Below are 23857 nucleotides of genomic sequence, written 5' to 3'. Positions count from 1 at the left end.
ATGCTGCTGATCCCCTGTCCGTGGTGCGGGCCGCGCGACGAGGCCGAGTTCCACTACGGCGGGCAGGCGCACGTCGCCTACCCCGAGAACCCCGCGGCGCTCTCCGACGAGGAGTGGGCCCGCTATCTCTTCTTCCGTGACAACCCGAAGGGGCGGTTCGCCGAACGGTGGAACCACACGGCGGGCTGCCGCCGCTGGTTCAACGCCGTACGGAACACCGCCACCAACGAGATCGAGGCCGGCGAGGTGACCGCGTGACATCCCGTCGGATGACCGGGTGGCAGGGCGAGACGGTGCGGTTCCGTTTCGACGGCCGCGACTACGAGGGGGTCCGAGGCGACACACTGGCCTCCGCCCTGCTCGCCAACGGCGTGCGCACCGTGGCCGCCAGTCCGGCGCTCGGCCGCCCCCGGGGGATCTACGCCGCCTGGACGGAGGAGCCCAACGCCCTCGTCCAGGTCGCCGCGGAGCCGATGCTGCAGGCCACGACCGTCGAATTGCGCGACGGGCTCGACGCGCACGGCCTCTCGGGAAGGGGCCGGCTGACCGACGAGACGGACACGGCACGCTACGACGCCGTCCACGCGCACTGCGACGTCCTCGTCGTGGGCGCGGGCCCGGCCGGGCTGGCGGCCGCGACGGTGGCGGCGGAGACCGGCGCCCGAGTGATCATCGCGGACGACCGGCCGATCGCGGGCGGCAGCCTGCCGGACACGGCGGAGACGGTCGGCGGCGTGGCGGGAGCCGAGTGGGCGGCCGCGACGCTGGACGCGCTCGACGGCCGTCCCGACATCCGGGTGCTGCGCCGCACCAGCGTGTTCGGCTACTACGACGACAACTACCTCGTCGCCGTCGAGCGCCGCGGAGAGCACGCCCACTCGCGCGAGCGCGTGTGGCGCATCAGGGCCCGCCGCGTCGTGCTGGCGACCGGAGCGCACGAGCGGCCGATCGCCTTCGCGGGCAACGACCGGCCGGGCGTCATGCTGGCCGGGTCGGCACGCGCGTACGCCAACCGCCACGGAGTCCTCCCCGGCGACCGTGCGGTCGTGTTCACCACGAACGACAGCGCCTACGCCGCTGCCAGGGACCTCGCGGCGGCCGGCGTGGAGATCGCCGCGATCGTCGACACGCGGGCGACCCCCAGTCGCGGCGGAGACGGCGTGGAGATCCTCACCGGCCACGTGGTCACCGCGGTCGGCGGAGACGACGGCGTCTCGTCCGTCACCGTCTCCCCCTCTGACGGCGGGGCCGGCCGGGAGATCGAGGCCGACCTGCTGCTCGTGTCCGGTGGCTGGAGCCCGCTGGTCCACCTGTTCAGCCAGTCGGGCGGCGACCTGCGCCACGACGACGGGATCGGCTCGTTCGTACCCGCGTCCGCGCGGCAGGCGGTCGAGGTCGCGGGCGCCGCTCGCGGAGTGTTCACCCTGGCCGGATGCCTGGAGGACGGCGCCGCCGCCGGAGCGCGGGCCGCCGAGGCCGCCGGGTTCCGCGTGGAGGGCACGTTCGAGGTCCCGCGCACGCCGGACGAGGACCCGGCCGCACCGGCAGAGCACCTGTGGCTCGTGCCCGGGGCCGACTACAGCACGCACTTCGTGGACCTCCAGCGAGACGTCACCGTCGCCGACGTCATGCGGGCGACCGGAGCGGGCCTGCGCTCGGTCGAGCACGTCAAGCGCTACACCACGGCGGGCACGGCACACGACCAGGGCAAGCTGTCGGGTGTCCTCACCAGCGCGGTCGTCGGCCACGCCCTCGGCCTGCCGCTCGGCGATCTCGGCACCACCACGTTCCGCGCGCCGTACGTGCCGGTCGGCTTCGCGACGCTCGCGGGACGGCACAGGGGCGCGCTGCACGATCCGGTGCGGACCACGTCTCTGCACGAATGGCACGTGGCCTACGGCGCGCCGTTCGAGAACGTCGGCCAGTGGAAGCGGCCCTGGTACTACCCGCGTGCGGGCGAGGACATGGAGACGGCGGTCCTGCGCGAGTGCGGCGCCGTACGGGAGTCCGTGGGCGCGATGGACGCCTCCACACTCGGCAAGATCGACGTGCAGGGCCCGGACGCGGCGGAGTTCCTCGACCGGATCTACACGAACATGATGAGCACCCTCAAGGTGGGCGCGATCCGCTACGGCGTCATGTGCAGGCCCGACGGGATGGTCTTCGACGACGGCACCGTGATCCGCCTGGCGGACGACCGGTTCCTGGTGACCACGACCACGGGCAACGCGGCGGCCGTGCTCGACTGGATGGAGGAGTGGCTCCAGACCGAGTGGCCGGGGCTGCGCGTCTACTGCACGTCGGTAACCGAGCACTGGGCGACGGTGGCCCTCGCCGGTCCCGGCTCCCGTGACGTGCTGGCCGGACTGGCCCCGGGCCTGGCCGTGGACGCGGCGAGTTTCCCCTTCATGACCTGGCGGGACACCGAGGTGGCCGGGCTGGCCGCGCGGGTGTGCCGGATCAGCTTCTCCGGCGAGCTCGCCTATGAGATCAACGTCAACGCGTGGGACGGCCTCGCCCTGTGGGAGGCGGTCATGGGGACGGGGGTGGTCACGCCGTACGGCACCGAGACCATGCACGTCCTGCGCGCGGAGAAGGGCTACCCGATCGTCGGCCAGGACACCGACGGCACGGTCACCCCGGCCGACCTCGGCATGGACTGGGTCGTGTCGAAGAAGAAACCCGACTTCATCGGGAAGAGGTCGTTCGCCAGGGCCGACACGAGCCGGCCGGACCGCAAGCACCTGGTCGGCCTGTTGCCCGCCGATCCCGGCCGCCTGCTCCCCGAAGGCGCCCACCTGGTGGAGACGAGCACACTGCCCGAGCCGCCCGTACCGACCCTCGGCCACGTGACGTCGAGCTACCGGAGCGCGGTTCTCGGCAGCACCTTCGCACTCGCCCTGGTCAGCGGCGGGCGCGATCGGATGGGCGAGGTGTTGTACGTCCCGCTCGGCGGCGAGCAGGTCCCCGTCACCGTCACGTCCCACATCCTCTACGACCCCGAGGGAGCCCGCCGCGATGGCTGAGCGACTGAGCCCGCTGGCCCGGTTCACGCCGGTGTCGGCCGACGACCTGCGGATCGCGGAGATCCCCTTCCTCACGCAGATCAACCTGCGGGTGGATCCCAAGAGCCGGGCGGCCGCCGACATCGGGGTGGCGCTGGGCGCGCCACTGCCGACCGAGCCGGGCACCTGCACGAGCGCGGACGCCGACGTGCTCTGGATGGGGCCCGACGAGTGGCTGGTGGTCGGGGCGCGGGGCCACGATCTCGAGGCGACGATCCGGGCGGCGGCGGGGACGGCCCACGTGGGGATCACCGACGTGTCGGCCCAGCGCACGGTCGTCGCCGTGGACGGTCCGAGGTCACGTGACCTGCTCGCGCACGGCTGCGCCCTCGATCTGCATCCCCGGGTGTTCGGCCCGGGGCGCTGCGCGCAGACGATGCTCGCCCGCGCGCAGGTCGTGCTCGCCGCCCGGGAGGACGACGGGTTCCGCGTGTTCGTGCGGTCCTCGTTCGCGGGCTACCTCGCGGACTGGCTCCTCGACGCCGCCGCCGAATACCTGCCGGAGGGGACGGTCACATCTCGCTGAGTGTCTTGAGGAGCGACCGCATCACCGTGGAACGCCAGCCGCTGCCCATGTTCGTGAACGCGAAGGCCTGAGCCGGGTCGTCGAGGTCGAAGCCCGCGTGCTCGACGAAGAGCCGGGTCCCCTGTCCCTCGGCGACCAGTCTCCAGGTGACCGTGGTGTCCAGCGATCCGCCTCGCCAGCTGATGCGCAGCAGGCGTCCCTCCTCGACGTCGAGCACCTCGCACGAGATCACCCCGTCGAACTCGACCTGCGGGATCGGCCGGGTGGTGAAGGTGAAGCGGTGCCCCACCACGGGTTTCATGTCACCCGCCATCAGCCAGCGCTCCTGCAGGGCAGGATCGGTCAGGGCGCGCCACACCTTGGCAGGCGGGTGCGGCAGGAACTCGTCGACCTCGATCGACGTCCGATCAGTGCTCATGGTCATCGCCATCCTCCTCATCCAGCAGTTCACGCAGCCCGGCGAGCCTGTCCCGCCAGAACCGCTCGTACGGCGAGAGCCAGCGCGACACTTCCATCAGCGGCTCCGCCTCCAACCGGTAGAGCCGCCGCCGTCCGCTGCGCTCCTCGCTGACCAGCCCGGCGTCGCGCAGCACCCGGAGATGCTCGGAGACGCTCGGACGGCTCATCTCGAAATGCGAGGCCAGGTCGTTCACCGACCGCGGCCCTCTCAGCAACAGCGCCGTCAGCTCGCGCCGCACGGGACTGGCGAGAGCGGCGAAGACGTCCGCGTTCCCCGCCGTCACGCGCTCGCTTCCTGTCATGAGGAAACAATAGGTAGGAGATTTCCTACGTGTCAACCGTAGGAAATCTCCTACGCGTCATCGCGTGCCCGCCGACGCGGTCGAGTGCCCGTCCTGAGCGCCCCGGCATGATGGAGGCATGGTCCGCGGGAAACTCGACCTGCGCGTCGCGGCGGAGCTGTGGCTGTTCCTCCCGCCCCGCCGGCGGCACGCCGATCTGCGCCTTCCTTACGACGGCACGTCGTCGCTGGGGCACGTCGTCGAGTCGGCGGGCATCCCGCTCCCGGAGATCGGCTCGCTTCTGACCGGCGGCCGGCCGATCACGCCGTCGTACCGTCCGAGCACGGCCGACGTCGTCCACGTGTGCGGGATGCCGAGGCCGCAGCGGATCCCTGCTCCCCGGTTCGTCCTCGACGTCCACCTCGGCACGCTCGCCAGGCGGCTGCGCCTCGTCGGCGTCGACGTCGCCTACCGGAACGACCTCGACGACGACGCGCTGATCATCCAGGCGAACGCCGAGCGGAGAGTGCTGCTCACCAAGGATCGCCGGCTGCTGTTCCGCCGGAGCCTGTGGCTCGGCGCCTACGTCCGCGGCGCGCGCCCGGACGATCAGTTCCGCGACACGCTCGATCGTTTCGCGCCGCCACTCGCACCCTGGACCCGGTGCACGGCATGCAACGGACTCCTGTCCCCGGTCGCCAAGGCCGAGATCGAAGAAGTCCTGCCGCCGGGGACCAGGCGGAGCTACGACACGTTCGCCCGATGCCCCGACTGCGGCCACGTCTACTGGCGCGGAGCGCACGGGAACCGGCTGGAGGCCATCGTGGAGAGCGCGTCGCGCCTGGCAGGAACCACGAACGTCGGTCACGTCTGATGGGAGTCGTACGGCATGCGGCGCTGGAGGAGGAACAGCCAGAGGATGGACGGCAGCACCAGCAGCGCGCCCACCCCGGCCACCACGAGGACGGTAGTGATCACCACCGGCGTCGCGGCGGCCTCCTGGTAGGTGAGCCCCGGCGGCAACACGGCGGGATACTGGGCGACCGGCCAGCCCCACATGACGGCCACGACGGCGAGCACGGCCGCCGCCCGCACGAGCAGGTGGCGCCGCCGCCAGAGCAGGACGATCGACGCGATCCCGAGCACGGCGCTGGCCACGACCAGGGGCAGCGCCCGGTGGGTGAGGCCGGAGTACAGGCGGGGCGCGTCCTGATGGAGCACCGCGATGCCGGCGAGCGCGACGGCGCCGGTCGCGGCGGCGGCCACGAGGGCGCGGAGGCGGAAGCCGTCCGCCAGTTCCGGCGTTCCCGAGCGGGCGGCGTCGTCGCACAGGTAGACCGCCGCCAGGTAGGCGCAGACCAGGACGGCGAGCGCGCCTCCCAGCAGCGAGGTCGGGTTCAGCCAGCTCGTCACCAGGTCACCCGCCGCGAGACCCGGTTCGACCCTGCCGGACGCGATCGCCCCGGCGACCGTTCCGAGGAAGAACGGGGTGAGGACGGACGACAGGGCGAAGGCCCCGCCGAACAGGCGTTGCTGCCACAATTCCGTGCTGGCCTTGCGGAAGGCGAAGGCGGCGCCCCTCGCGATGATCCCGAGCGCGGCCAGCGTGAGCGGGATGTAGAGCGTGGACATCACCGAGGCGAAGACCATGGGGAAGCCCGTCCACAACACCACGAGCACGAAGATCAGCCAGACGTGGTTGGCCTCCCATACCGGCCCGATCGAGTGCTCGATGAGCCGCCGCTGCGGCATCCCGGCCCGGCTGCGCCCGGCGAGCAGGTCCAGGACGCCGGCGCCGAAGTCGGCCCCGCCCAGCAGCGCGTAGAGGGTGAGCCCCACCCACATGACGGCCAGGAGGATCTGCGCCGGTTCCATCAGGTTTCCGCGGTTTCCTGGGGGGCGACGTGCCCGGTGCGGGCCACGTGGCGCAGGACGTAGACGACGGCGACCGTGAGGACCGCGTAGACGACGGCCACCACGGTGAACCCCGCCCACAGGCCGGGCGCGGGGTTCACCGCCTCCAAGGTCCGCATCCTGCCGTACACGATCCAGGGCTGCCTGCCCACCTCGGTCACGACCCAGCCCGTCTCGACCGCGACGACGGCGAGAACGCCCGCGACGGAGGCGAACCGCAGGAACCACGGCGAGGCGGGCATGTCGCGGCGCCGCCACCAGCTCAGGGCCAGCCAGGCCGACAGGAGCAGCAACAACGTCCCGATGCCCACCATCGTGTCGAACGCGAGGTGGACGGGCGCGATCGGCGGCCGGTCCGCGGGCGCGGCCCGGTCCAGCCCCTGGACGACCGTCCCGGGCGTGAAGCCCACCAGCATCGACAGCCCGCTGGGGATCTCGACCGCGTACCGGATTTGACCGTCGAGCACCAGCCCGCCGAGGTGCAGGGGCGCGTTCGGGCCGGTGCGGAACAACGCCTCGGCGGCGGCGAGCTTGGTGGGCTGGTAACCGGCGAGGAACCTCGCGGCGAAGTCGCCCGCGAGGATCTGGACCGGCGAGAGCGCGGCCGCGAGCGTGAACGGGACCAGGAAGCCGAGGCGGTGGTAGCGGTCCCGGCGGCCCCGCAGCAGCGCCACCGCGTAGACCCCGGCGGTGCCGAACCCGGACACCATGAAAGCCGCGATGATCATGTGAACGCTCTGCGGAGCCGTGGCCGGGTTGAACATGGCGGCCCACGGGGCGACCCCGGTGACCCGGCCGCCGTCGAGGTCGAAACCGCGCGGCTGGTTCATCCAGGCGTTGGCGGACACGACGAACATGGCCGACGCCACACCCGCCACGAGCACGGGCACCCCGCTGAGCAGATGCGCCCGGGGAGAAAGCCGGTCCCAGGCGTAGAGGTAGATGCCGAGGAAGATCGCCTCGATGAAGAAGGCGATGCCCTCCAGCGCGAACGGAAGGCCGATCACCTCGCCGTAGACGCCCATCAGGCCGGGCCACAGCAGACCCATCTCGAAGCTGAGGATGGTGCCGGAGACCGCCCCGACCGCGAAGAGCACGCCGACCGCCGTGGCCCACCGACGGGCGAGACGCAGGTAGTCCGCGTCGCCGGTCCGGTGGGCCCGCCATTCGGTGAACAGCAGCAGCGCGGGCATGCCCACGCCGAGACAGGCGAAGACGATGTGCCAGCCCAGGGAGAGCGCCATCTGGGTCCGCGCCGCCACCAGATCGGCCGGGCTCGCCGGGCCTGCCAGGACGGCGAGCGGTGTCATGGCTGGTCCGTGCCCCGGCACCACCGCCGCACAAACCGCGCGGCGGGTATGGAAACGATCAAGGGTGATCGGCCGGGCGATTCGCGGACGATGCGGGATGAGGTATTTACCGGAAGCGGGCCGGTTGCGGGGAACGCGCCCGCGAGGCTGTGGGAACAGACACCACCATGACGCGCAACATGGTGAACGGCGCCGTCGGCGGCGCGCTCGCGACCGCCGCGTACAGCGCCGTCCTGATGGCCGGCGACCGGGCGGGCCTGCTGGACCAGACGCCACCCAAGAAGATCATGCGGGTCGCCCTCCCCGGCAGCAGGCACCGGCGCAAGCCGGGTGAGGGGGTGCTCGCGACGATCGCCCACTACGCGTACGGCAGCGGCGCGGGAGCCGTGCTCGGCCTGCTGTTCCGCGGCCAGCGGATCCCTCTCCCGGTCGGAGCGGCCTACGGCCTGGCGGTCTGGTATGCCAGCTTCCAGCACGTGATGCCCCGGCTGGGCGCCTATCCGCCGATCTCCCGTGACAGCCCGGGGCGCCAGGCTCTCCTGGCACTGGGCCACGTGGTGTACGGAACGTCTCTCGCGATCTCGATGAACCGGCTCAGGACCGACAGGACCCCGGGTGCGCGGATCCTGCCGAGCGAGCGCTCCCAATACGAGCAGTCGAAGTTCCTGACCCCGCCACAACCGGTGTCCTGAGAACCCTCCGGCCACGTGGGCTCGATTGCGTCAAGGGATGCTAGACGGCATACTCCTTGTCTATTACGCATAGACACCCGTGTTTCAGGAGGCACCCCCCGATGGACCCAGACAACCCGGTCGCCATGGCTCTCGACGAGGAACTGCTGCTCCAGGCCCGTCAGGCGGGCACTCGGTGGGCCGAGGCGCAGGACCACGTCGTGCAGGCCAAGACCGCCTACCACCAGGCCGTCCGGCGCCTGCACCTGGGAGGAGCGTCGCTGCGCGAGATCGCCGAGGCCCTCGGCATCAGCCACCAGCGGGTTCACCAGATCATCGAGGCCACCGGCGGCACGGCCGGCTGGAGGTCCCGCAGGAAATCCGCCGACCCCGCGTGCGGTTTCTGCGGGGCGGGCAAGACCGAAGTCACCCGGCTCGTCGCCGGGCCCGGCGTGTTCATCTGCGACGGCTGCGTCTCGATCGCCTGCCGGGTCGTCGAGGAAGCCGGACGGCCGGACGCGTCACGCGCCCATCTGGAACTCGTGGCACTCCCCAGCGCGCTGTCGTGTTCCTTCTGCGGCAAGTCCGCCACGGAGGTCTCGGCACTCGTGACCGGCGGAGGAGTCCGCATCTGCGAGGGCTGCGCGCGGTTCTGCGACGAGATCATCGAAGCGCGGTCGCTATGACGCCGGTCGCTCACCACACCGGCACCCGCCGTCCGATCACCGGTGCCGACTCGCGTACGAACGATCGGCCGGCCACCGGCGACGCCCGCCATGTGGCGGGCCGTCCCCGCCACATGGCGCTGTCCTGGACTCCCGGCGCGTTGCAGCATGGGTCTACCACGCTGACACGCAACCTGGAGGGCCGATGACCACCCCGTCTTCCCCGCCGCACGACGACCGCCTGAGCCCTCCGCCGTTCGACCCCGAACTGGCCGCCGCTCTGGCGATCATGGCGGAGAGCATCCCCTCCTCGCTGCTGCCGGAGATGATCCCCGCCCTGCAGGGCGGGGCCGTCCTGATGCGGCCGTCGGACGACGACCTCCGCCGAGGGGGCGCCTTCGAGATCGAGGAGCGCACCATGCCCGGGCCGGAGGGCGCCCCCGCCATCTCGCTGCTCATCTGCCGGCCCGCCGGGGTGACCGGTCCGATCCCCGCCCTCTACAACATCCACGGCGGCGGCATGGTCATGGGCGACAACCGGACCGGGATCGAGGGCATCCTGGAGATGGCCCAGGAGTTGGGGCTCGCCGTGGTGTCGGTCGAATACCGCCTGGCGCCGGAACACCCGCACCCCGCCCCGGTCGAGGACTGCTACGCCGGCCTGGTCTGGACGGCGGAGCACGCGGAGGAGATCGGCGTCGATCGGGACAGGATCGTCGTCGGCGGCGGCAGCGCGGGAGGCGGCCTGTCCGCGGCGGTCGCGCTGCTCGCCCGCGACCGCGGCGGTCCGTCGCTCGCCGGTCAGCTGCTGGCCTGCCCGATGCTCGACGACCGCAACGACACCGTGTCGAGCCTGCAGATGGCCGGACTGGGCGTGTGGGACAGGACGTCGAACGACACCGGATGGACGGCGCTGCTCGGGGAACGGCGGGGCGGCCCCGATGTCTCCCCGTACGCCGCCCCGGCCCGCGCGGAGGACCTTTCCGGGCTGCCGCCCGCCTTCATCGACGTGGGTTCCGCCGAGACGTTCCGCGATGAGGACGTGGCCTACGCCACCCGCATCTGGCAGGCGGGCGGCCAGGCGGAGCTGCACGTGTGGCCGGGCGGGTTCCACGGGTTCGACATCATGGTGCCCCAGGCCGCGATCTCCCAGGCGGCCCGCGCCGCCCGAATCGACTGGCTGCGCCGCCTGCTGACCCGCTGATACCGCGCCGCCTGCCGGCGGGCTGGTCGCGCGCCGGCCCGACGTGCCGAGCCGGCCGCGACGCCGGCCGCACGCCGGGGCGGCGCGCCTTCGCAGAGCGGCGGCCCTGGCACCGATTCCCCGCACGATGCAGGATTGGGCCTGTGAAGGAGCTTGCCGGCCGGCTCACGGCACTCGACCCCGACGCCGGCGCGGCGGTCCGGGTGATCGCCTACTTCGATCGGCTCCTCGAGACCCGTGCGGGCCTGGAGGCGCTGGTGCGTGGGGCGGCGGTGCTGGCCGGCTGCCCGGCCCGGCTGGCCGACGAGAAGCGCGGCGTCCACGTCAGGGTGGACGCCGACGGCCGGCGGGCCGACGACGAAGAGCCCGCCGACCCCGCGTGGTTGTCCGCGCCGCTGACGCCGGACGGCCCGCCCGCGTTGTGGCTGGAACGCGAGGGACCTGCCGGCGTGGTCGACGCGATGGTGCTGGAACGGGCCGTGGCCTCGATCCGTGCCGTGCTCGATCGCACGCGTGGCAGCGCCCCGGTGGACGCCGCGGGCGACCAGGCCTTCGTCGAGGTCCTGCTGGACGCGTCCGCCTCGGAGACGGCGCGCCTGCACGCGGCCCGGCGTCTCGGCCTGCGCCCCGGCGTCCCGGCCAGGGCCGTGGCACTCGCGGGCGGTCAGGCCCTGATCCAGTCCGTGCCTCCGTCCGGCGCCGCTCCGCCGCCGGGGGACCCGCGCGCGGGGGTCGGCCCGGCGGTGCGCCTCCTCGACCTCCCGGCGTCCTGGTCGGCCGCGCTCGTCGCCCTCCGGCTGACCGCCGAAGGGACCGAGCAAGACCCCGGACCGCGGCTCGTGCGGGCCGACCAGATGGGCGGGCTCGCCGTCCTCGCCGCGGCGATCGGCCCGGGAAGCGATCCCATCCCGGACGTGCACGCCCTGGATCGCGCCGCCGCGGCGGCCCCGTGGATGCTGGCCATGCTCGACGCGGTCGCCTCCCAGTCCAGCCTGCGCACCGCGGCGACGGCACTGCACCTGCACCACTCCACGCTGCAGGATCGGCTGGCCCACGCCGAGCAGGTGCTCGGCTGGTCCGTCCACGGGCCGCAGGGACGGTTGCGACTGCAGCTCGCCCTCGCGCTACGGCGCCTGCACCACCACGCGCCTGCGGCCGCCGCCGTCAGCGACCGGCCAGGGTGAGCCCGAAGTCGCCCGCGGGGTCGGTGTAGAAGCGCACGACCTCGAATCCCGCGGCGGCCAGTTCGCTCCGCACGCCCTCCTCGCGGAACTTGGCGCTGATCTCGGTCCGCATCTCCTCACCGGGTTCGAAGGCGAGGGACAGGCCGAGGCCGCCCAGCCGTACGGGCATGGCCCTGGTCGCCCTGAGACGCATCTCGATCCAGTCGTTGTCCTCGTCGTACCGGGCGACGTGCTCGAAGGCGTCCGGCTCGAAGTCGCCGTCCAGCTCCCGGTTGATCACGTGGAGCACGTTGCGGTTGAACGCGGCCGTGACCCCGTGGTCGTCGTCGTAGGCCGCGACCAGCCGCCGGACGTCCTTCACCAGGTCGGTCCCGAGCAGCAGGGTGTCACCCGGCCTGAGGGTGGAGCGCAGCTCCTTGAGGAACACCTCGCGGGCCGCCGGCGGGAGGTTCCCGATGGTCCCGCCGAGGAAGGCGACCATCCGCCGTCCCGTCCTCGGCAGCAGCGAGAGGTGGTGCTCGAAGTCGGCGCGGACCGGCCGTACGGCCAGGCGGGGATAGCGGGCGGCGAGCCGCTCGGCGGCGGCCTCCAGGGTGACCGCGTCGACGTCCACGGGCATGTAGGTCCGCAACGTGCCCGAGCCGGACAGCGCGTCGAGCAGCAGGACGGTCTTCTCACTGGTGCCCGAGCCGAGCTCGACGAGCGTGTCCGCCCCGCTGCGCGCGGCGATGTCGGCCGCGTTCCTGCGCAGGATGGCGAGCTCCCTGCGGGTCGGGTAGTACTGGTCGAGCCGTGTGATCCGCGAGAACAGGTCGCTGCCGGCCGCGTCGTAGAACCACTTCGGGGGCAGCCACTTGGGCGTGGAGGTCAGCCCGGTGCGCACGTCGTGTTCCAGCGCCTGCCGCAGGTAGTCACCGTGGAGATGGTCGATCAGCGTCATGTGGTCGCTCCTCAGTCGATGGGTGTCACGAGCACGCCGTCGGGGGACGCGAGCAGGAGGTTGCGGTCGGGCACGGCCTGCCATCCGGGGCGGTCGTCGAGCGGCTCGCTCGCCACGAGCACGCCCTCCCCGAGATGGGCGTAGAGGGTGTCCCCCCACGCCGTCGCGGCGAGCTCCATCCCGCCGCACACGAGCAGGTTGAGCCGCGCGGCCGGGTCGGCCTCCGCGGCGCCCCTGACGACGAGGGGAAGCGTCCGGGCGAGCGGGATCCCCTCGCGGAGAAGCGCGAACACGGCGGAGGCGAGCCACGCCGAGTCGCACGCGCTCTCCGAGCCGGGCGCCAACGGCCGGACGGCCTCCCTCTGGACCCGGCCGTTGTGGCTGAGCAGCCAGATGCCGTCCGCGAACGGGGCGGTGGCCGACTCCTCGATGGGCATGCCCACGGTCGCCGACCTGACGGCGGCCATCAGGCAGGAGGAGCGCGCGACGCCGGCGATGCCGGGCAGGTTGGCGTCGGCCCAGATCGGGATCGACCTGCGGTACCGGACCGGCTCGGAGAGGGAGGGGTCGTACCAGCCCACCCCGAACCCGTCGGCGTTGACGCTTCCGAACCGTTGCATGCGCGGGGCGTACGCCTGCCGGAGCAACCCCTGATCAGGCTCGAAGATCAGCGAGGACAGGCTTCGCGACGGCCCCAGCCAGGCCGCGTGGCGGCACATCTAATCCTCCGAGCGGGCGCACCGGAACCCGGAGAAGATCTGCCTGCGAACCGGATAGTCCCAGTTGCGGAACGTGGTCCTGACGGCTGAGGGATGGGTGGCCCAGGATCCGCCGCGGAGCACCCGGTGCTCCTGGCCGAAGAAGACCTCGCTGTACTCCTTGTAGGGGAAGCTCCGGTAGCCCGGGTAGGGCAGGAACCACGAGTCGGTCCACTCCCAGACGTCCCCGATGAGCTGCTCCACCCCGTACGGGCTCGCCCCCTGGGGGAACGCCCCGATCGGCGCGGGACGCGCCGCCAGGTGGCCGAGGTTCGCCTGGTCCAGCGTGGGATCGGCGTCCCCCCACGGATAGGTCCGCCCGCCGCAGGCCTTCTCCCACTCGGCCTCGGTCGGCAGCCGCCCGCCGGCCCAGCGGGCGTAGGCGTCGGCCTCGTACCAGGACACGTGCTGCACCGGCTCGTCCGCGGGCACGGGCTCCGGCCGGCCGAACCGGGTGCGCCACCAGATGTCGCCGTCTCTCGTCCAGAAGAGGGGGGCGCGGACGCCCTTCGCCTCCACCCACTGCCATCCCTCGGCCGTCCACCAGCGGGGATCCTCATACCCACCCGAGGCGACGAACTCCGTGTACGCCCCGTTGCTCACGGGGAACCGGTCGATCCAGTACCCCGGGAGGTACATCCGGTGGGCGGGCCGCTCGTTGTCGTACGCCCAGGGCGTGGCGGCGGCGCCCATCGTGAAGATCCCCCCGGGGATGTGGACCTCCCGGGGCGCTCCGAGGTTCGTGGAGCGGCCGGGCGGCAGGTCGCCCTCGCGGATCAGGCCGGGCTCCCTCGACAGTTGCAGGGTGGCGAGCATGGTCTCGTCGTGCTGGTGCTCGTGCTGCACGACCAGCCCGAAGACGAAGCCTCCCGCCCGCAGCGGGTCCGGGTCGTCGAGATCGATCTTGTCCAGGACGTCGAGGACCCGACCGCGCACCCCCGAGATGTAGCGCCTGGCCTCGTCGGGCCCGAGGAGAGGGAGGCTCGGCCGGGCGCTCCGCGTGTGGGTGAAGGCGTCGTAGAGATCGTCGATCTCCGGCCGCAGCGGGGTGATCCCCCCGACCTCGCGCAGCACCCAGAGCTCCTCGTAGTTCCCGACATGGGCGAGGTCCCACACGAGCGGGGACATCAGAGGCGAATGCTGGCGGACGAGCAGGTCGTCGTCGACGTCGGTGTAGGCCAGGGAGCGGTCGCGCACGGCGGCCAACTCGGCGGCGATCTTCTCTTTGAGGGCGGTCACATCAGGGACCTTGATGGAATCGGTCACGCGTACATCTCCTCCATCAGATCGACGGCCGGCGAGCGGCCGGACTCGATGTGCTTGGCGGCGAAGGCGCAGACACGGGCCACCAGCCAGGGTTCGGCCCCCAGGCGGGGAAGGGCCTCGGCCGCCGCCAGGAAACACGTCCCGGCCGCCTCGCGCAGCGCGGGGTCGGCCAGGCCGAGGCGGGCCGCCGGCACCCAGCTGTCGCGCACCGGCCCGGCGGCGTCGAGCGCGACGGCGGCCGCGCGGTCGTCCATCAGGAGGGCGCTCACGACGGCGGCGCAGACCGGCCAGTCGGCGGCGCCCTGGGCGTCGAGATAGCGGATCTCGAGCCAGCCGCGTGGCCGTACGGGCGGGAAGAGGGTCGTCGCGTGGTAGGCCACGTCGTCCTCCTCCGGCGGTCGCCCGGCCACGGTCTCGAAGTCGCGGAACGCCGATCCTGCCGGCACGGCGCGGATGCCGTCGCCGTCCCGGACCATCATGAGCCCGGCGTCCAGCAGGTACCGGGCCCAGTCGCCGGCCGGGTCGCCGCCCGCCGCCGCGGAGGCGGTCCTGGACGGGTCCAGGTTGAACCACACCGCCTGGCGTCCGGACATCCAGCCGTCGGCGGGCGAGTTGGCGAAGGCCGCGACGAGGACCGGCCCGAGCACGTGGGCGCGGGCCCACCGCTCCGCGGGGTCGGCGCCTAAATCCACGTTGACCTGGATCGAGGCTGTCGAGCACATCATCGTGATCCCGTACGGCACGCCGAGATAGGCCGCCATGGCGTCGTAGCGCGGCTCCCGGAGCTGGCGTTTCGGTGGCCGCAACCGGTCGAGGCCCCCCGCCCCCAGGGTCAGCCCGGCCCCGGCCAGGCCGAGCCGCACGGCGTCGACGTCGGCGATGAGATCGGCGACGGCCTGCGGGAGCGGCCCCGGCGGAGCCGAGAGCTCGAGCTGCCCGCCCGGCTCGAACGTGACCCGGCTGCCGCCCGGCAACGGTGGAAGGGCGGCCATGGTCCGGGCGATGGGGACGTGCTTCGCGGGGACCTCCGCGTCGAAGACGAGGAACTCCAGCTCGACGCCGACCCGGTCGGTGGTGGCGCCACGAAAACACTTCCGGGCGTACGCCTGTACGTCGGTCATTCGCCCCTCCATCGGCGTCCACGCGGATCTCCAGACTCCGCGAATGGCGCAGAACTTTCCGGGGAACGAGTTCTCCCCGGGAGCATCACGAACTAACCTGAATTGCCATAAAACCAGGGGATTTAGCGGGAAAAAAGGCAAGCTCCCCCGACCATCCCTCCACGCAAGGCTCTCACCTGGTGATGCCGGTAGCGTTGGGTGCCATGACAGCTATGGACCCCACAACCTCGGGCGCCCACGGAATCGGCCTGGCGACGATCGCGGCGGACGGCACCGTCCTCGACACGTGGTACCCCTCCCCCGCTCTGGGCGAGCCGCCCGTCATCGGAACAGAACCGCTCGCGGTGGCCGGTCTCGACGAGGACCTGGCCGCGCTCCTGGGGCCCGACCCCGCCCGCGGCGTCGAGGTCGTGGCGGTGCGCACCGGGATCGCCGACCTGTCCGCGCCGCCTGCCGACGCCCACGACGCGTACCTGCGGCTCCATCTGTTGTCCTCCCGCCTCGTGCGCCCCCACGGCCTCAACCTGGACGGGGTCTTCGGCCTGCTGGCCAACGTCGTGTGGACCAACCACGGCCCGTGTGTGGTGGAGGGCTTCGAGTCCGTACGGCTCCGCCTGCGCGCCCGGGGGCCCGTGACCGTCTACGGCGTGGACAAGTTCCCCCGGATGGTCGACTACGTGCTGCCCACCGGGGTCCGCGTCGCCGACGCCGACCGCGTACGGCTCGGCGCGCACCTGGCGAGCGGCACCACCGTCATGCACGAGGGCTTCGTCAACTTCAACGCCGGAACCCTCGGCGCCTCGATGGTTGAGGGCAGGATCTCGGCCGGGGTCGTCGTGGGCGACGGCTCGGACGTCGGCGGCGGGGCCTCGATCATGGGCACCCTGTCGGGCGGCGGCAAGGAGATCATCTCCGTCGGAGAGCGGTGCCTCCTGGGTGCCAACTCCGGGATCGGCATCTCCCTGGGCGACGACTGTGTGGTCGAGGCGGGCCTCTACGTCACGGCGGGCACCAAGGTCACGCTGCCCGGCGGCGAGGTCGTGAAGGGCAGGGAGTTGTCCGGCAAGAGCGGGCTCCTGCTGCGCCGCAACTCCACGACCGGCGCGGTCGAGGCGGTCCACCGGGCCGGCACGGGCATCGAGTTGAACTCCGCCCTCCACGCCAACGACTGACCCCTGAGATGTCCCTGAGGTAGCCCTGAACTTGGCCGCCCGCCCTGTGATCGTGGGGCGGGCGGAGCTTACGGTGAAGACATGGGACGCATTCTCCTCATCGCAGCGGCGGTCATCGTCGGCTTCTTCGTGCTCGGTTCGATCATCTCTCTCATCTTCGGCGCGCTGAAGTGGGTACTGATCATCGGCGCCGTCGCACTGATCGTGTCCGTCGTCGTCAAGCTGACCCGCTCCGGCGGAAGCCGCGATCACTACGCCTGACCCACTCATCCCGGCGGCCGGCCGTGGGCGCCGCGGCCGGCCGGGGCCCGTCCACGCGGCATCATGGGAGCCGCCGGGCCAACCGCTCATACGGCGCATACCATCGCTCATATGAGCACCTCTTCACACGCACGGGTGGTCGACGCCGACCGGGTGAGCGCCGTCATGGCGTCGCTCCCCCCTGAGACGGCGATCGAGGGCCTGGCCCAGGTCTTCGGGCTTCTGTCCGATCCCGGGCGGCTCCGGCTGATGGCCGCGCTCCTCGAGGGTGGCGAGATGTGCGTCTGCGATCTCGCGGCGGCGTGCGGCCAGAGCGAGTCGGCCGTCTCCCACGCGCTGCGACTGCTCCGGCTCAACCGCGTGGTGAAGGTGCGGCGGTCCGGCCGGATGGCGTACTACCGGCTGGCCGATTCGCATGTACGGATGCTCTTCGACCTCGGCCTCACCCACGTGACCCACGACGAGGCCGGCTCACATGACTGATCAGCGGGCCGCCCGCGACCGCGGGCACGCCCCGGGGTCCGGAGCCGAGCGGGCACACGGGCCCGGAGACGGGCACGACCCCGACGCGGGACACGGGCACGGAGACGTTGGCGACCACGACGCGGGCCAGGGCCAGGGCCACGACGCGGGACACGGGCACGGACACGGCCACGGGCACGCCGTGCGCTCGGACGCCGACCGGCGCCCACTTGTGGGAGCGCTGCTCCTGATCCTCGGCTTCATGGCGGCCGAGGTGGTGACCGGACTGCTGGCCGGCTCCCTGGCGCTGCTGTCGGACGCCGGCCACATGCTGACCGACGCCGCCGCGATCGGGCTGGCGCTCGTCGCCATGCGGATCGCCGCACGCCCGGCCAAGGGCGGCTTCACCTACGGGCTCAAGCGCGTGGAGATCATCAGCGCGCAGATCAACGGCATCACGCTGCTGCTGCTCACGGTGTTCTTCGTCGCCGAAGGCGTGCACCGGCTGGTGTCCCCGCCCGTGGTCGAGGGTGCGCTCGTGGCCGTGACCGGCCTCGTCGGCATCGTCGTCAACGTGATCGCCGCCTGGCTCATCAGCAAGGCCAACCGGTCGAGCCTCAACGTCGAAGGGGCCTTCCAGCACATCCTCAGCGACCTCTACGCGTTCATCGCCACGGCGGCGGCCGGTCTCGTGGTCTGGCTGACCGGGTGGGCCCGGGCGGACGCCATCGCCGCCCTGGTGGTGGCCGCCCTGATGGCCAAGGCGGGCTGGGGCCTGGTCCGCGACTCCGGCCGCGTCTTCCTCGAGGCGGCGCCCGCGGGGATGGCGCCCGACGAGATCGGTGCCCGGATGGCGGCGACGGAGCACGTCGTCGAGGTGCACGACCTGCACATCTGGACGGTCACCTCGGGTTACGCCGCGCTCTCCGCCCACGTGCTCGTCGCCCCCGGCTCCGACTGCCATGCCGTACGGCAGGCCACCGAGGCCATGCTGCACGACACGTACGGCATCGAGCACACGACGCTCCAGGTGGACCACGCCTCTCCCAAGCTGCTGATCATCGGCGAGGAGGGCCCGCACTGCCGGGACCCGCACGGCCCCTCCCACCCCGGCGCGACATGACCGGGGCGCTCGCGGCCGGCTCGGCCCAGCGTGCCGCTGATCCCACTCCGGGGGGCTTCAGCTCCTGGCCGTGCCCGGGTTGCCGGCGAGCCACCGCCAGCGCGGGCCCTGGGCGACGACCGCGGCCACGACCAGGACCCAGACGAGCACGGCGACCACCGGAGGCCAGGCGAACCACGAGGCCACCGCCGCGGCGGCGAACTGCAGCAGGACGAGGAGGATCACCACCCACCCCGGGACCGGGACGATGGCCGAGGCCTTGTCCCCAGGTGTGGACAACAACGTCGGCAGGCCGATCAGCACCACGACCGAGACGAGCGCCAGCACCACGGAGTGGCTCCACAACGCCCACGGGGCGGCCACCCACGCCACCAGCTCCGTCGCGAACCGCAGGGCGGCTCCGAGCCGGGGATCGGGCGCCTCGCCACCAGGGGAGAGATCGTTCACCCTGAGATCATGTCAGGGTGCGTGAGGCGGGCTTCGTCCGCCCGGCGGGGAGTCACGGCCCGGCGAAGACGTGGCGCACTACCGGCACCTCAGCACCGCCTGCGGGCCCCCAGGCGAGTAGCATCCGTGAGTCATACTTATCGCGAATGGGGATCGTCATGACCGTCAAAGTGACCGTCACCGGCGCGGCCGGCCAGATCGGTTACGCGCTGCTCTTCCGCATCGCCTCAGGCCAGCTCCTGGGTGCCGACACCCCGGTGACGCTGAGCCTGCTGGAGATCCCGCAGGCGGTCAAGGCCGCAGAGGGCACCGCGATGGAGCTCGACGACTGCGCGTTCCCGCTGCTGCGGGGCATCGAGATCTCCGACGACCCGGCCAAGGCGTTCGACGGCGCCAACGTCGCGCTGCTCGTCGGAGCCCGGCCTCGCACGGCGGGCATGGAGCGGGGCGACCTCCTCCAGGCCAACGGCGGCATCTTCGGGCCCCAGGGCAAGGCGATCAACGACCACGCGGCCGACGACATCCGCGTCCTGGTCGTCGGCAACCCCGCCAACACCAACGCCCTCATCGCCCGGTCGGCGGCGCCCGACGTCCCCGCCGAGCGGTTCACCGCGATGACCCGCCTCGACCACAACCGCGCGTTGTCGCAGCTGTCCGCCAAGCTCCGAGTCCCGGTCTCCGAGATCAAGAAGATGACGATCTGGGGCAACCACTCCGCCACGCAGTACCCCGACCTCTTCCACGCCGAGGTCGGCGGCAAGATCGCCGCTGAGCAGGTCGAGGAGGACTGGCTGCGCGACACCTTCATCCCGACGGTGGCCAAGCGCGGTGCGGCGATCATCGAGGCCCGCGGCGCCTCCTCCGCCGCGTCGGCGGCCAACGCCGCCATCGACCACGTCCACGACTGGGTGAACGGCACGCCCGAGGGCGACTGGACCTCGGCCGCCATCCCCTCCGACGGCTCGTACGGCGTGGCCGAGGGCATCATCTCCTCGTTCCCCGTCGTGTCGAAGAACGGCCGCTGGGAGATCGTTCAGGGTCTGGAGATCGACGCGTTCTCCCGTGGCCGCATCGACGCCTCCGTGGGTGAGCTGATCGAGGAGCGCGACGCCGTCAAGGAACTCGGTCTGATCTGACCGGCGCCGCGCCACCGCCCCACGGGCGGTGAGCGACGTCATCGCGACCAGATCTGCCACGTCCGACAGCACGGTCAGGCGCTGGGTCAGGCCGGCGGGGATCGCCCCGAGGTCATGACCCAGCGTCTTGGCGAGGTACGGCAGAAGCACCAGGACGACCAGGGCCAGCGTGACCACGCTGAGCGCCCGGACGAGGCGTGAGCCCACGATCCGGGCAAGGATCAGTCCCCCGACCGGCAGGCTGACGAAGGCGACGGCTGCCGCGTATCGGTGAATCCCCCCGGACATCGACAGGGACAACCCTGGCCGGTCCGTAGGGAATCCGGCCACCAGAAGCAGACAGCCGCTCCACAGCCCGGCCAGCAACGCGACCCTGCGGTCCAGTCGCGCCAGCCGAAGGGCGGCCAGGGCCGAGCCGCACGCGAGCGACACCAGCGAGACGGGCAACAGCCAGCCGTACGGTGCGAAGACGAACTGGCTGATCACGTCGCGCACAGGGTCGAGCCCTGACACGAGGTGCAGGAGCACCATGCCCAGGCAGCCGGCGGCGACCAGCGCGTTCCCCGCGACTCGGGCGAGATCGGGCCCCCACCAGGCGGGCGCCCAACCCCCTCGGCGTAGTGCGACGTCATACGGGTTTCCGGCAAAGGTAAAGAACATCCCCATGGCTCATCACTGTGGCCGCGGGGAGGACACCGGCCCATCGGAGATATACCCGACCGGCCCCTGAGGTTCCCCTAGGACGGGTCCGCGGAATCGGCAGGGGCGGTCTCAGGGGTGGAGACGCGGAACCACCGGCATCCGTACCTTCCGAGGCCGAATCGCGCGCGTCCGCTGTCGGAGATCTCCACCGTCCCGTCCACCAGGAGATCGGTCAGCACCTTGGACGAGTCGAGGCCCTCGAGGACGATCTCGGCCTCGGTCTCCTCGTCGCCGAAGTTGTGCGCGGCGACGACGGTCTCCCCCTCCGCGTCCGCCCGATGGGCCAGCACGGCGTCGGCCCCGCAGTCGAGGACGGTGTAGTCGCCCCAGGCGAGCTCAGGGCACTCCCGGTAGTGCCGGACGAGCCGGGTGATCCAGAGCAGCAGGGAGTCGGGGTCGCGCTGCTGGGCACTGACGTTCACACGCTCGGGGCCGTAGTCCCCGGAGGGCATGGCATTGTGGATCTTCGCGAGGTCGGCGGTGCTGAAACCGCCGTTGCGGTTGGGGGTCCACTGCATCGGCGTGCGGACGGCCTGCCGGCCCTCCAGGGCCAGGTTCTCCCCCATGCCGATCTCCTCCCCGTAGAACAGGACGGGGGTGCCGGGCAGGGAGAACAGCAGGCTGTAGACCATCTTGATCCGCTCCAGGTCGCCCCCGAGCATCGTGGGCAGGCGCCGGCGGAGGCCCCGGCCGTACAACTGCATGTCCTCGTCGGGGCCGAAGGCCGCGAAGACCTCCTGGCGCTCGGAGTCGCTGAGCTTGTCCAAGGTGAGCTCGTCGTGGTTGCGGACGAAGGTCGCCCAATGGGCGTCCCTGGGCGGCCGGGGCCGCTCCCTGAGCGCCGCAGCGAGCGGCCCGGCGTCGCCCCGGGCCAGCGAGAGATACATGTTCTGCATGCCGATGAAGTCGAAGCACATCGTGATCTGGTTGCCGAGCGAGTCGCCGAAATACTTCACGAGGTCGTCATAGGGCAGGTTCACCTCGCCGAGCAGTGCGGCGGAGCCGTCCCTGCGATTCATGAAGGCGCGCAGGTCGGCGAAGAACTCGTGCGGGTCGGGAAGCTTCTCGTCACCGGGATCGGTGACCTGCTCCACCAGGAACGGCACCGCGTCGACGCGGAATCCGGAAAGGCCGAGTTCCATCCAGAAGCCGAGGATCCGCGCGATCTCGTCGCGCACCTCGGCATTGTTCGTGTTGAGGTCGGGCTGGAACCGGTAGAACCGGTGGAAGTAATACTGGCCGGTCTTCTCGTCGAACTCCCACAGGCTGTTCTCCTTGTCGGGGAACACCACTCCCTTGGGGTCGTCGGGCTCGGGTTCGTCGGACCAGATGTACCAGTCGCGATATCGCGAGTCCTTACCCGATCGGGCGTCCAGGAACCACGGGTGCTGATCGGACGTGTGGTTCACGACGAGGTCGGCGATGACCCGGATGCCCCGGTCCCTGGCCACCCGCATGAACTCCACGAAGTCGCCGAGTGTGCCCAGTCGCGGGTCCACGTTGTAGAAGTCGGTGATGTCGTAGCCGTCGTCACGATCGGGGCTGGGGAAGAACGGCATCAGCCAGATGCACGTCACGCCCATCCGGTCGAGGTGGTCGATCCGCTGGATGGCACCCCGGAAATCCCCGACCCCGTCGCCGTTCCCGTCGGCATATGTCTCGACATCAAGACAATAAACGACCGCGTTCTTCCACCACAGATCGGACGTGACGCTCAGCCTCATAAGGCTGGTGGCTGCCCGGTAAAAAGTCGGCAAAACATCCGGAAACCCGCGCCGCCGGTGCGACGCGGGTCCGGTTTTCGATATGTCGGGCTCGTGAGCGCGAGCCCGAATCTTCGAACTTCTCTTGAGCCTAGAGGGGCGTGACCTGCTCGGCCTGCGGACCCTTGGCGCCCTGTACGGTCACAAAACTGACGCGCTGGTTCTCGTCCAGGCTTCGGTAACCACTCGAGGTGATCGCCGAGTAGTGAACGAACACGTCAGGTGTACCGTCGTCAGGAGCGATGAACCCGAAGCCCTTTTCGGCGTTGAACCACTTGACGGTGCCTTCAGACAACTGCTTCTCCTTTACGGGAGCCTCACCATGTCACCAGGTCGGAGACACGGGGCTGCTCAGCGGACCTTACCCTGCATCCGCGTATCACGCTGGAAAAGCAAGCAAGCACGCCCGCCGCCGGGAGATTCCCCGAGTGCGTGCCTTTGGCTAAAACACGTTCTAGGAAATCACCGCTGCAACAACAACAGCCTATCCGGAGAGTACCCGGATCGCCGAATACCTATGCGGGCGATGCCATGTACCACCTCGCGTGGCCGTCACCACGGGTCAACGAGTCGAGCCTGCGGGGAAGTTCCTGCCGTGAGAAGGGGTCTCCCAGGGCGTTGCGGATGTGGATGCCGACCGCGTACATGTCCCTGACCTCCATCAGAGTGCCGTAGCCGGGCCACAGTCGCAGGTCGGCGCCGTACGCACGGGCGAACTCCTCGACGTCGGCCGCGGACAGGCCGAAACGGCGCTGCCCGTGGTAGGTGTGCACGAGGTCCCACTCCCGGGGGCCGACCGCGACGCCGTCCCAGTCCAGCAGCACCACGTGGCCGTCCCGGCAGCGCAGCAGGTTGTCGATCCACGCGTCGCCGTGCAGGAGGACGGGAGGCCCGGTCTCCAGGTCGCCCCAGCGCCCGGTGAGCTCCTCGATCCGGTCGCCGAGCCAGGCCCGCTGCCCGGCGGTCAGCACCTCCGCCCGGTGCTCGACGGCATGACGCACCTCCGCGAGGGGGTCGGTGAGCCGGCGCAGCGGCATGGGGGGCACGGGCTCGCGGTGCAGGTTCCGCAGGATCCGGCCGAGTTCCTGGGTCGTGGGACGGCCCCTCGACCGCACGTACCGCCAGAAGGTCACGGCCCTGCCGCCGTAGACGATGGGCTGGCCCGGGATCTCGTCCACCGGGCGCACGGTCGGGAAGCCCCGGTCGGCGAGCCAGCGCGCGACCGCCAGCACCACGGGCAGCCGTGTCAGGGCGTCGGGGGCGGTGGCGATCCGCACGACCATGTCGCCGCGGAGCTTGAAGACCGCGTTGCTGCGCAACCGCATGAGCTGTGCGCCCCGGGAATCCACGCCCAGCTGGCCGCACACTTCACGCAGAAGGCCGAACGCCTCCTCGGCGAGCGGCGGCCGCCCCCCGGCTCTCATCGC

Annotated in this window: 25 protein-coding genes and 1 pseudogene; 13 read left to right on the top strand and 13 right to left on the bottom strand. The window is 71.5% G+C overall.

Annotated features, from left to right (window positions below):
• From Psi02_RS06375 to Psi02_RS06365, 3 genes are read left to right on the top strand one after another with little or no spacing between them, the layout of a single operon-like run.
• Entirely contained in the window at positions 1-258 is a 258-nt protein-coding gene (locus Psi02_RS06375) for a sarcosine oxidase subunit delta (RefSeq protein WP_203952986.1), read from the top strand.
• On the top strand, positions 255-3026 hold the full coding sequence (locus tag Psi02_RS06370) for a 2Fe-2S iron-sulfur cluster-binding protein (RefSeq protein WP_486352054.1): 2772 nt from the start codon (positions 255-257) through the stop codon (positions 3024-3026). Before Psi02_RS06375 ends, Psi02_RS06370 begins: the two co-directional genes overlap by 4 nt.
• Positions 3019-3591 carry a sarcosine oxidase subunit gamma gene (locus Psi02_RS06365; protein ID WP_203972507.1) on the top strand — a complete coding sequence of 191 codons (573 nt, stop codon included), beginning with the start codon at positions 3019-3021 and terminating at the stop codon, positions 3589-3591. The genes Psi02_RS06370 and Psi02_RS06365 overlap by 8 nt, the downstream gene beginning before the upstream one ends.
• Here Psi02_RS06365 and Psi02_RS06360 read toward each other — a convergent pair.
• Both Psi02_RS06360 and Psi02_RS06355 read right to left on the bottom strand, forming a co-directional pair.
• Positions 3578-4009 carry an SRPBCC family protein gene (locus Psi02_RS06360; protein ID WP_239094655.1) on the bottom strand — a complete coding sequence of 144 codons (432 nt, stop codon included), beginning with the start codon at positions 4007-4009 and terminating at the stop codon, positions 3578-3580. The two genes, Psi02_RS06365 and Psi02_RS06360, sit on opposite strands and share 14 nt — an antisense overlap.
• Entirely contained in the window at positions 3999-4352 is a 354-nt protein-coding gene (locus Psi02_RS06355; protein ID WP_203972505.1) for an ArsR/SmtB family transcription factor, read from the bottom strand. Before Psi02_RS06355 ends, Psi02_RS06360 begins: the two co-directional genes overlap by 11 nt.
• A gap of 118 nt (positions 4353-4470) precedes the next feature.
• Between Psi02_RS06355 and Psi02_RS06350 the strand changes: the two genes are divergently transcribed.
• Complete coding sequence (locus Psi02_RS06350) at positions 4471-5205, top strand: Mut7-C RNAse domain-containing protein (RefSeq protein WP_203972504.1); 735 nt, start codon at positions 4471-4473, stop codon at positions 5203-5205.
• On the opposite strand, the gene Psi02_RS06345 is transcribed toward Psi02_RS06350, so the two are convergent.
• Entirely contained in the window at positions 5196-6206 is a 1011-nt protein-coding gene (locus Psi02_RS06345; protein WP_203972503.1) for a cytochrome d ubiquinol oxidase subunit II, read from the bottom strand. The two genes, Psi02_RS06350 and Psi02_RS06345, sit on opposite strands and share 10 nt — an antisense overlap.
• Positions 6206-7555, bottom strand: coding sequence for a cytochrome ubiquinol oxidase subunit I (locus Psi02_RS06340; protein WP_203972502.1), 1350 nt, complete (start codon positions 7553-7555; stop codon positions 6206-6208). The genes Psi02_RS06345 and Psi02_RS06340 overlap by 1 nt, the downstream gene beginning before the upstream one ends.
• 167 nt (positions 7556-7722) lie before the next feature.
• On the opposite strand from Psi02_RS06340, the gene Psi02_RS06335 reads away from it, so the two are divergent.
• The 4 genes from Psi02_RS06335 to Psi02_RS06320 all read left to right on the top strand — a co-directional run bounded on the left by Psi02_RS06335 (position 7723) and on the right by Psi02_RS06320 (position 11279).
• Positions 7723-8247 carry a hypothetical protein gene (locus Psi02_RS06335; RefSeq protein WP_203972501.1) on the top strand — a complete coding sequence of 175 codons (525 nt, stop codon included), beginning with the start codon at positions 7723-7725 and terminating at the stop codon, positions 8245-8247.
• 101 nt (positions 8248-8348) lie between these two features.
• Positions 8349-8912, top strand: coding sequence for a ClpX C4-type zinc finger protein (locus Psi02_RS06330; RefSeq protein ID WP_203972500.1), 564 nt, complete (start codon positions 8349-8351; stop codon positions 8910-8912).
• 184 nt (positions 8913-9096) lie between these two features.
• The gene (locus Psi02_RS06325; RefSeq protein ID WP_203972499.1) at positions 9097-10095 is read left to right on the top strand and encodes an alpha/beta hydrolase; all 999 of its coding nucleotides are present in this window, start codon (positions 9097-9099) and stop codon (positions 10093-10095) included.
• Positions 10096-10238: 143 nt separating this feature from the next.
• Entirely contained in the window at positions 10239-11279 is a 1041-nt protein-coding gene (locus Psi02_RS06320; protein ID WP_203972498.1) for a helix-turn-helix domain-containing protein, read from the top strand.
• Here Psi02_RS06320 and egtD read toward each other — a convergent pair.
• From egtD to Psi02_RS06300, 4 genes are read right to left on the bottom strand one after another with little or no spacing between them, the layout of a single operon-like run.
• A complete protein-coding gene (gene egtD / locus Psi02_RS06315) occupies positions 11260-12219 on the bottom strand; it encodes an L-histidine N(alpha)-methyltransferase (RefSeq protein ID WP_203972497.1) in 960 nt (319 codons plus the stop codon). The genes Psi02_RS06320 and egtD overlap by 20 nt on opposite strands.
• A gap of 11 nt (positions 12220-12230) precedes the next feature.
• A complete protein-coding gene (gene egtC, locus Psi02_RS06310) occupies positions 12231-12938 on the bottom strand; it encodes an ergothioneine biosynthesis protein EgtC (protein ID WP_203972496.1) in 708 nt (235 codons plus the stop codon).
• Positions 12939-14243, bottom strand: coding sequence for an ergothioneine biosynthesis protein EgtB (gene egtB, locus Psi02_RS06305; protein WP_239094654.1), 1305 nt, complete (start codon positions 14241-14243; stop codon positions 12939-12941). It lies immediately after the preceding gene.
• The gene (locus Psi02_RS06300; RefSeq protein ID WP_203972495.1) at positions 14240-15364 is read right to left on the bottom strand and encodes a glutamate-cysteine ligase family protein; all 1125 of its coding nucleotides are present in this window, start codon (positions 15362-15364) and stop codon (positions 14240-14242) included. The genes egtB and Psi02_RS06300 overlap by 4 nt, the downstream gene beginning before the upstream one ends.
• A gap of 212 nt (positions 15365-15576) precedes the next feature.
• Between Psi02_RS06300 and dapD the strand changes: the two genes are divergently transcribed.
• The 4 genes from dapD to Psi02_RS06280 all read left to right on the top strand — a co-directional run bounded on the left by dapD (position 15577) and on the right by Psi02_RS06280 (position 18382).
• Positions 15577-16536, top strand: a complete 960-nt coding sequence (gene dapD / locus Psi02_RS06295) for a 2,3,4,5-tetrahydropyridine-2,6-dicarboxylate N-succinyltransferase (protein WP_275415150.1) — start codon at positions 15577-15579, stop codon at positions 16534-16536.
• Positions 16537-16617: 81 nt separating this feature from the next.
• Complete coding sequence (locus tag Psi02_RS06290) at positions 16618-16797, top strand: hypothetical protein (RefSeq protein ID WP_203972493.1); 180 nt, start codon at positions 16618-16620, stop codon at positions 16795-16797.
• Between the two features lie 111 nt (positions 16798-16908).
• Complete coding sequence (locus Psi02_RS06285) at positions 16909-17280, top strand: ArsR/SmtB family transcription factor (RefSeq protein ID WP_203952971.1); 372 nt, start codon at positions 16909-16911, stop codon at positions 17278-17280.
• The gene (locus Psi02_RS06280) at positions 17273-18382 is read left to right on the top strand and encodes a cation diffusion facilitator family transporter (protein WP_203972492.1); all 1110 of its coding nucleotides are present in this window, start codon (positions 17273-17275) and stop codon (positions 18380-18382) included. The genes Psi02_RS06285 and Psi02_RS06280 overlap by 8 nt, the downstream gene beginning before the upstream one ends.
• Before the next feature lie 57 nt (positions 18383-18439).
• Here Psi02_RS06280 and Psi02_RS06275 read toward each other — a convergent pair whose 3' ends face one another.
• Positions 18440-18829, bottom strand: a complete 390-nt coding sequence (locus Psi02_RS06275; protein WP_203972491.1) for a hypothetical protein — start codon at positions 18827-18829, stop codon at positions 18440-18442.
• A 158-nt stretch (positions 18830-18987) separates the two neighbouring features.
• On the opposite strand from Psi02_RS06275, the gene Psi02_RS06270 reads away from it, so the two are divergent.
• The gene (locus Psi02_RS06270; protein ID WP_203972490.1) at positions 18988-19965 is read left to right on the top strand and encodes a malate dehydrogenase; all 978 of its coding nucleotides are present in this window, start codon (positions 18988-18990) and stop codon (positions 19963-19965) included.
• Between the two features lie 51 nt (positions 19966-20016).
• On the opposite strand, the pseudogene Psi02_RS41050 reads toward Psi02_RS06270, so the two are convergent.
• From Psi02_RS41050 to Psi02_RS06250, 4 genes and pseudogenes are all read right to left on the bottom strand, one after another.
• Positions 20017-20496: pseudogene (locus tag Psi02_RS41050) on the bottom strand (DUF998 domain-containing protein); the annotation flags it as partial.
• 206 nt (positions 20497-20702) lie between these two features.
• Complete coding sequence (locus Psi02_RS06260) at positions 20703-22391, bottom strand: alpha-amylase family protein (RefSeq protein ID WP_203972489.1); 1689 nt, start codon at positions 22389-22391, stop codon at positions 20703-20705.
• A gap of 130 nt (positions 22392-22521) precedes the next feature.
• Complete coding sequence (locus tag Psi02_RS06255) at positions 22522-22725, bottom strand: cold-shock protein (RefSeq protein WP_203881548.1); 204 nt, start codon at positions 22723-22725, stop codon at positions 22522-22524.
• Positions 22726-22945: 220 nt separating this feature from the next.
• A complete protein-coding gene (locus tag Psi02_RS06250) occupies positions 22946-23854 on the bottom strand; it encodes a phosphotransferase enzyme family protein (protein WP_203972488.1) in 909 nt (302 codons plus the stop codon).
• Positions 23855-23857 lie beyond the last annotated feature (3 nt).

Origin of the sequence: Planotetraspora silvatica, from assembly GCF_016863315.1 — a bacterium.
Lineage (GTDB): Bacteria > Actinomycetota > Actinomycetes > Streptosporangiales > Streptosporangiaceae > Planotetraspora > Planotetraspora silvatica.
Note: the sequence above shows the minus strand (reverse complement) of the source record. Positions and strands in the feature narration are given on the sequence as shown.

Bases quoted from the DNA above. Each gene is read 5' to 3' on its own strand.
- Psi02_RS06375 (WP_203952986.1), top strand. From the start codon at position 1: ATGCTGCTGATCCCCTGTCCGTGGTGCGGGCCGCGCGACGAGGCCGAG.
- Psi02_RS06365 (WP_203972507.1), top strand. From the start codon at position 3,019: ATGGCTGAGCGACTGAGCCCGCTGGCCCGGTTCACGCCGGTGTCGGCC.
- Psi02_RS06360 (WP_239094655.1), bottom strand. From the start codon at position 4,009: ATGAGCACTGATCGGACGTCGATCGAGGTCGACGAGTTCCTGCCGCAC.
- Psi02_RS06355 (WP_203972505.1), bottom strand. From the start codon at position 4,352: ATGACAGGAAGCGAGCGCGTGACGGCGGGGAACGCGGACGTCTTCGCC.
- Psi02_RS06350 (WP_203972504.1), top strand. From the start codon at position 4,471: ATGGTCCGCGGGAAACTCGACCTGCGCGTCGCGGCGGAGCTGTGGCTG.
- Psi02_RS06345 (WP_203972503.1), bottom strand. From the start codon at position 6,206: ATGGAACCGGCGCAGATCCTCCTGGCCGTCATGTGGGTGGGGCTCACC.
- Psi02_RS06340 (WP_203972502.1), bottom strand. From the start codon at position 7,555: ATGACACCGCTCGCCGTCCTGGCAGGCCCGGCGAGCCCGGCCGATCTG.
- Psi02_RS06335 (WP_203972501.1), top strand. From the start codon at position 7,723: ATGACGCGCAACATGGTGAACGGCGCCGTCGGCGGCGCGCTCGCGACC.
- Psi02_RS06330 (WP_203972500.1), top strand. From the start codon at position 8,349: ATGGACCCAGACAACCCGGTCGCCATGGCTCTCGACGAGGAACTGCTG.
- Psi02_RS06325 (WP_203972499.1), top strand. From the start codon at position 9,097: ATGACCACCCCGTCTTCCCCGCCGCACGACGACCGCCTGAGCCCTCCG.
- egtD (WP_203972497.1), bottom strand. From the start codon at position 12,219: ATGACGCTGATCGACCATCTCCACGGTGACTACCTGCGGCAGGCGCTG.
- egtC (WP_203972496.1), bottom strand. From the start codon at position 12,938: ATGTGCCGCCACGCGGCCTGGCTGGGGCCGTCGCGAAGCCTGTCCTCG.
- Psi02_RS06300 (WP_203972495.1), bottom strand. From the start codon at position 15,364: ATGACCGACGTACAGGCGTACGCCCGGAAGTGTTTTCGTGGCGCCACC.
- dapD (WP_275415150.1), top strand. From the start codon at position 15,577: ATGGACCCCACAACCTCGGGCGCCCACGGAATCGGCCTGGCGACGATC.
- Psi02_RS06290 (WP_203972493.1), top strand. From the start codon at position 16,618: ATGGGACGCATTCTCCTCATCGCAGCGGCGGTCATCGTCGGCTTCTTC.
- Psi02_RS06285 (WP_203952971.1), top strand. From the start codon at position 16,909: ATGAGCACCTCTTCACACGCACGGGTGGTCGACGCCGACCGGGTGAGC.
- Psi02_RS06280 (WP_203972492.1), top strand. From the start codon at position 17,273: ATGACTGATCAGCGGGCCGCCCGCGACCGCGGGCACGCCCCGGGGTCC.
- Psi02_RS06270 (WP_203972490.1), top strand. From the start codon at position 18,988: ATGACCGTCAAAGTGACCGTCACCGGCGCGGCCGGCCAGATCGGTTAC.
- Psi02_RS06260 (WP_203972489.1), bottom strand. From the start codon at position 22,391: ATGAGGCTGAGCGTCACGTCCGATCTGTGGTGGAAGAACGCGGTCGTT.
- Psi02_RS06250 (WP_203972488.1), bottom strand. From the start codon at position 23,854: ATGAGAGCCGGGGGGCGGCCGCCGCTCGCCGAGGAGGCGTTCGGCCTT.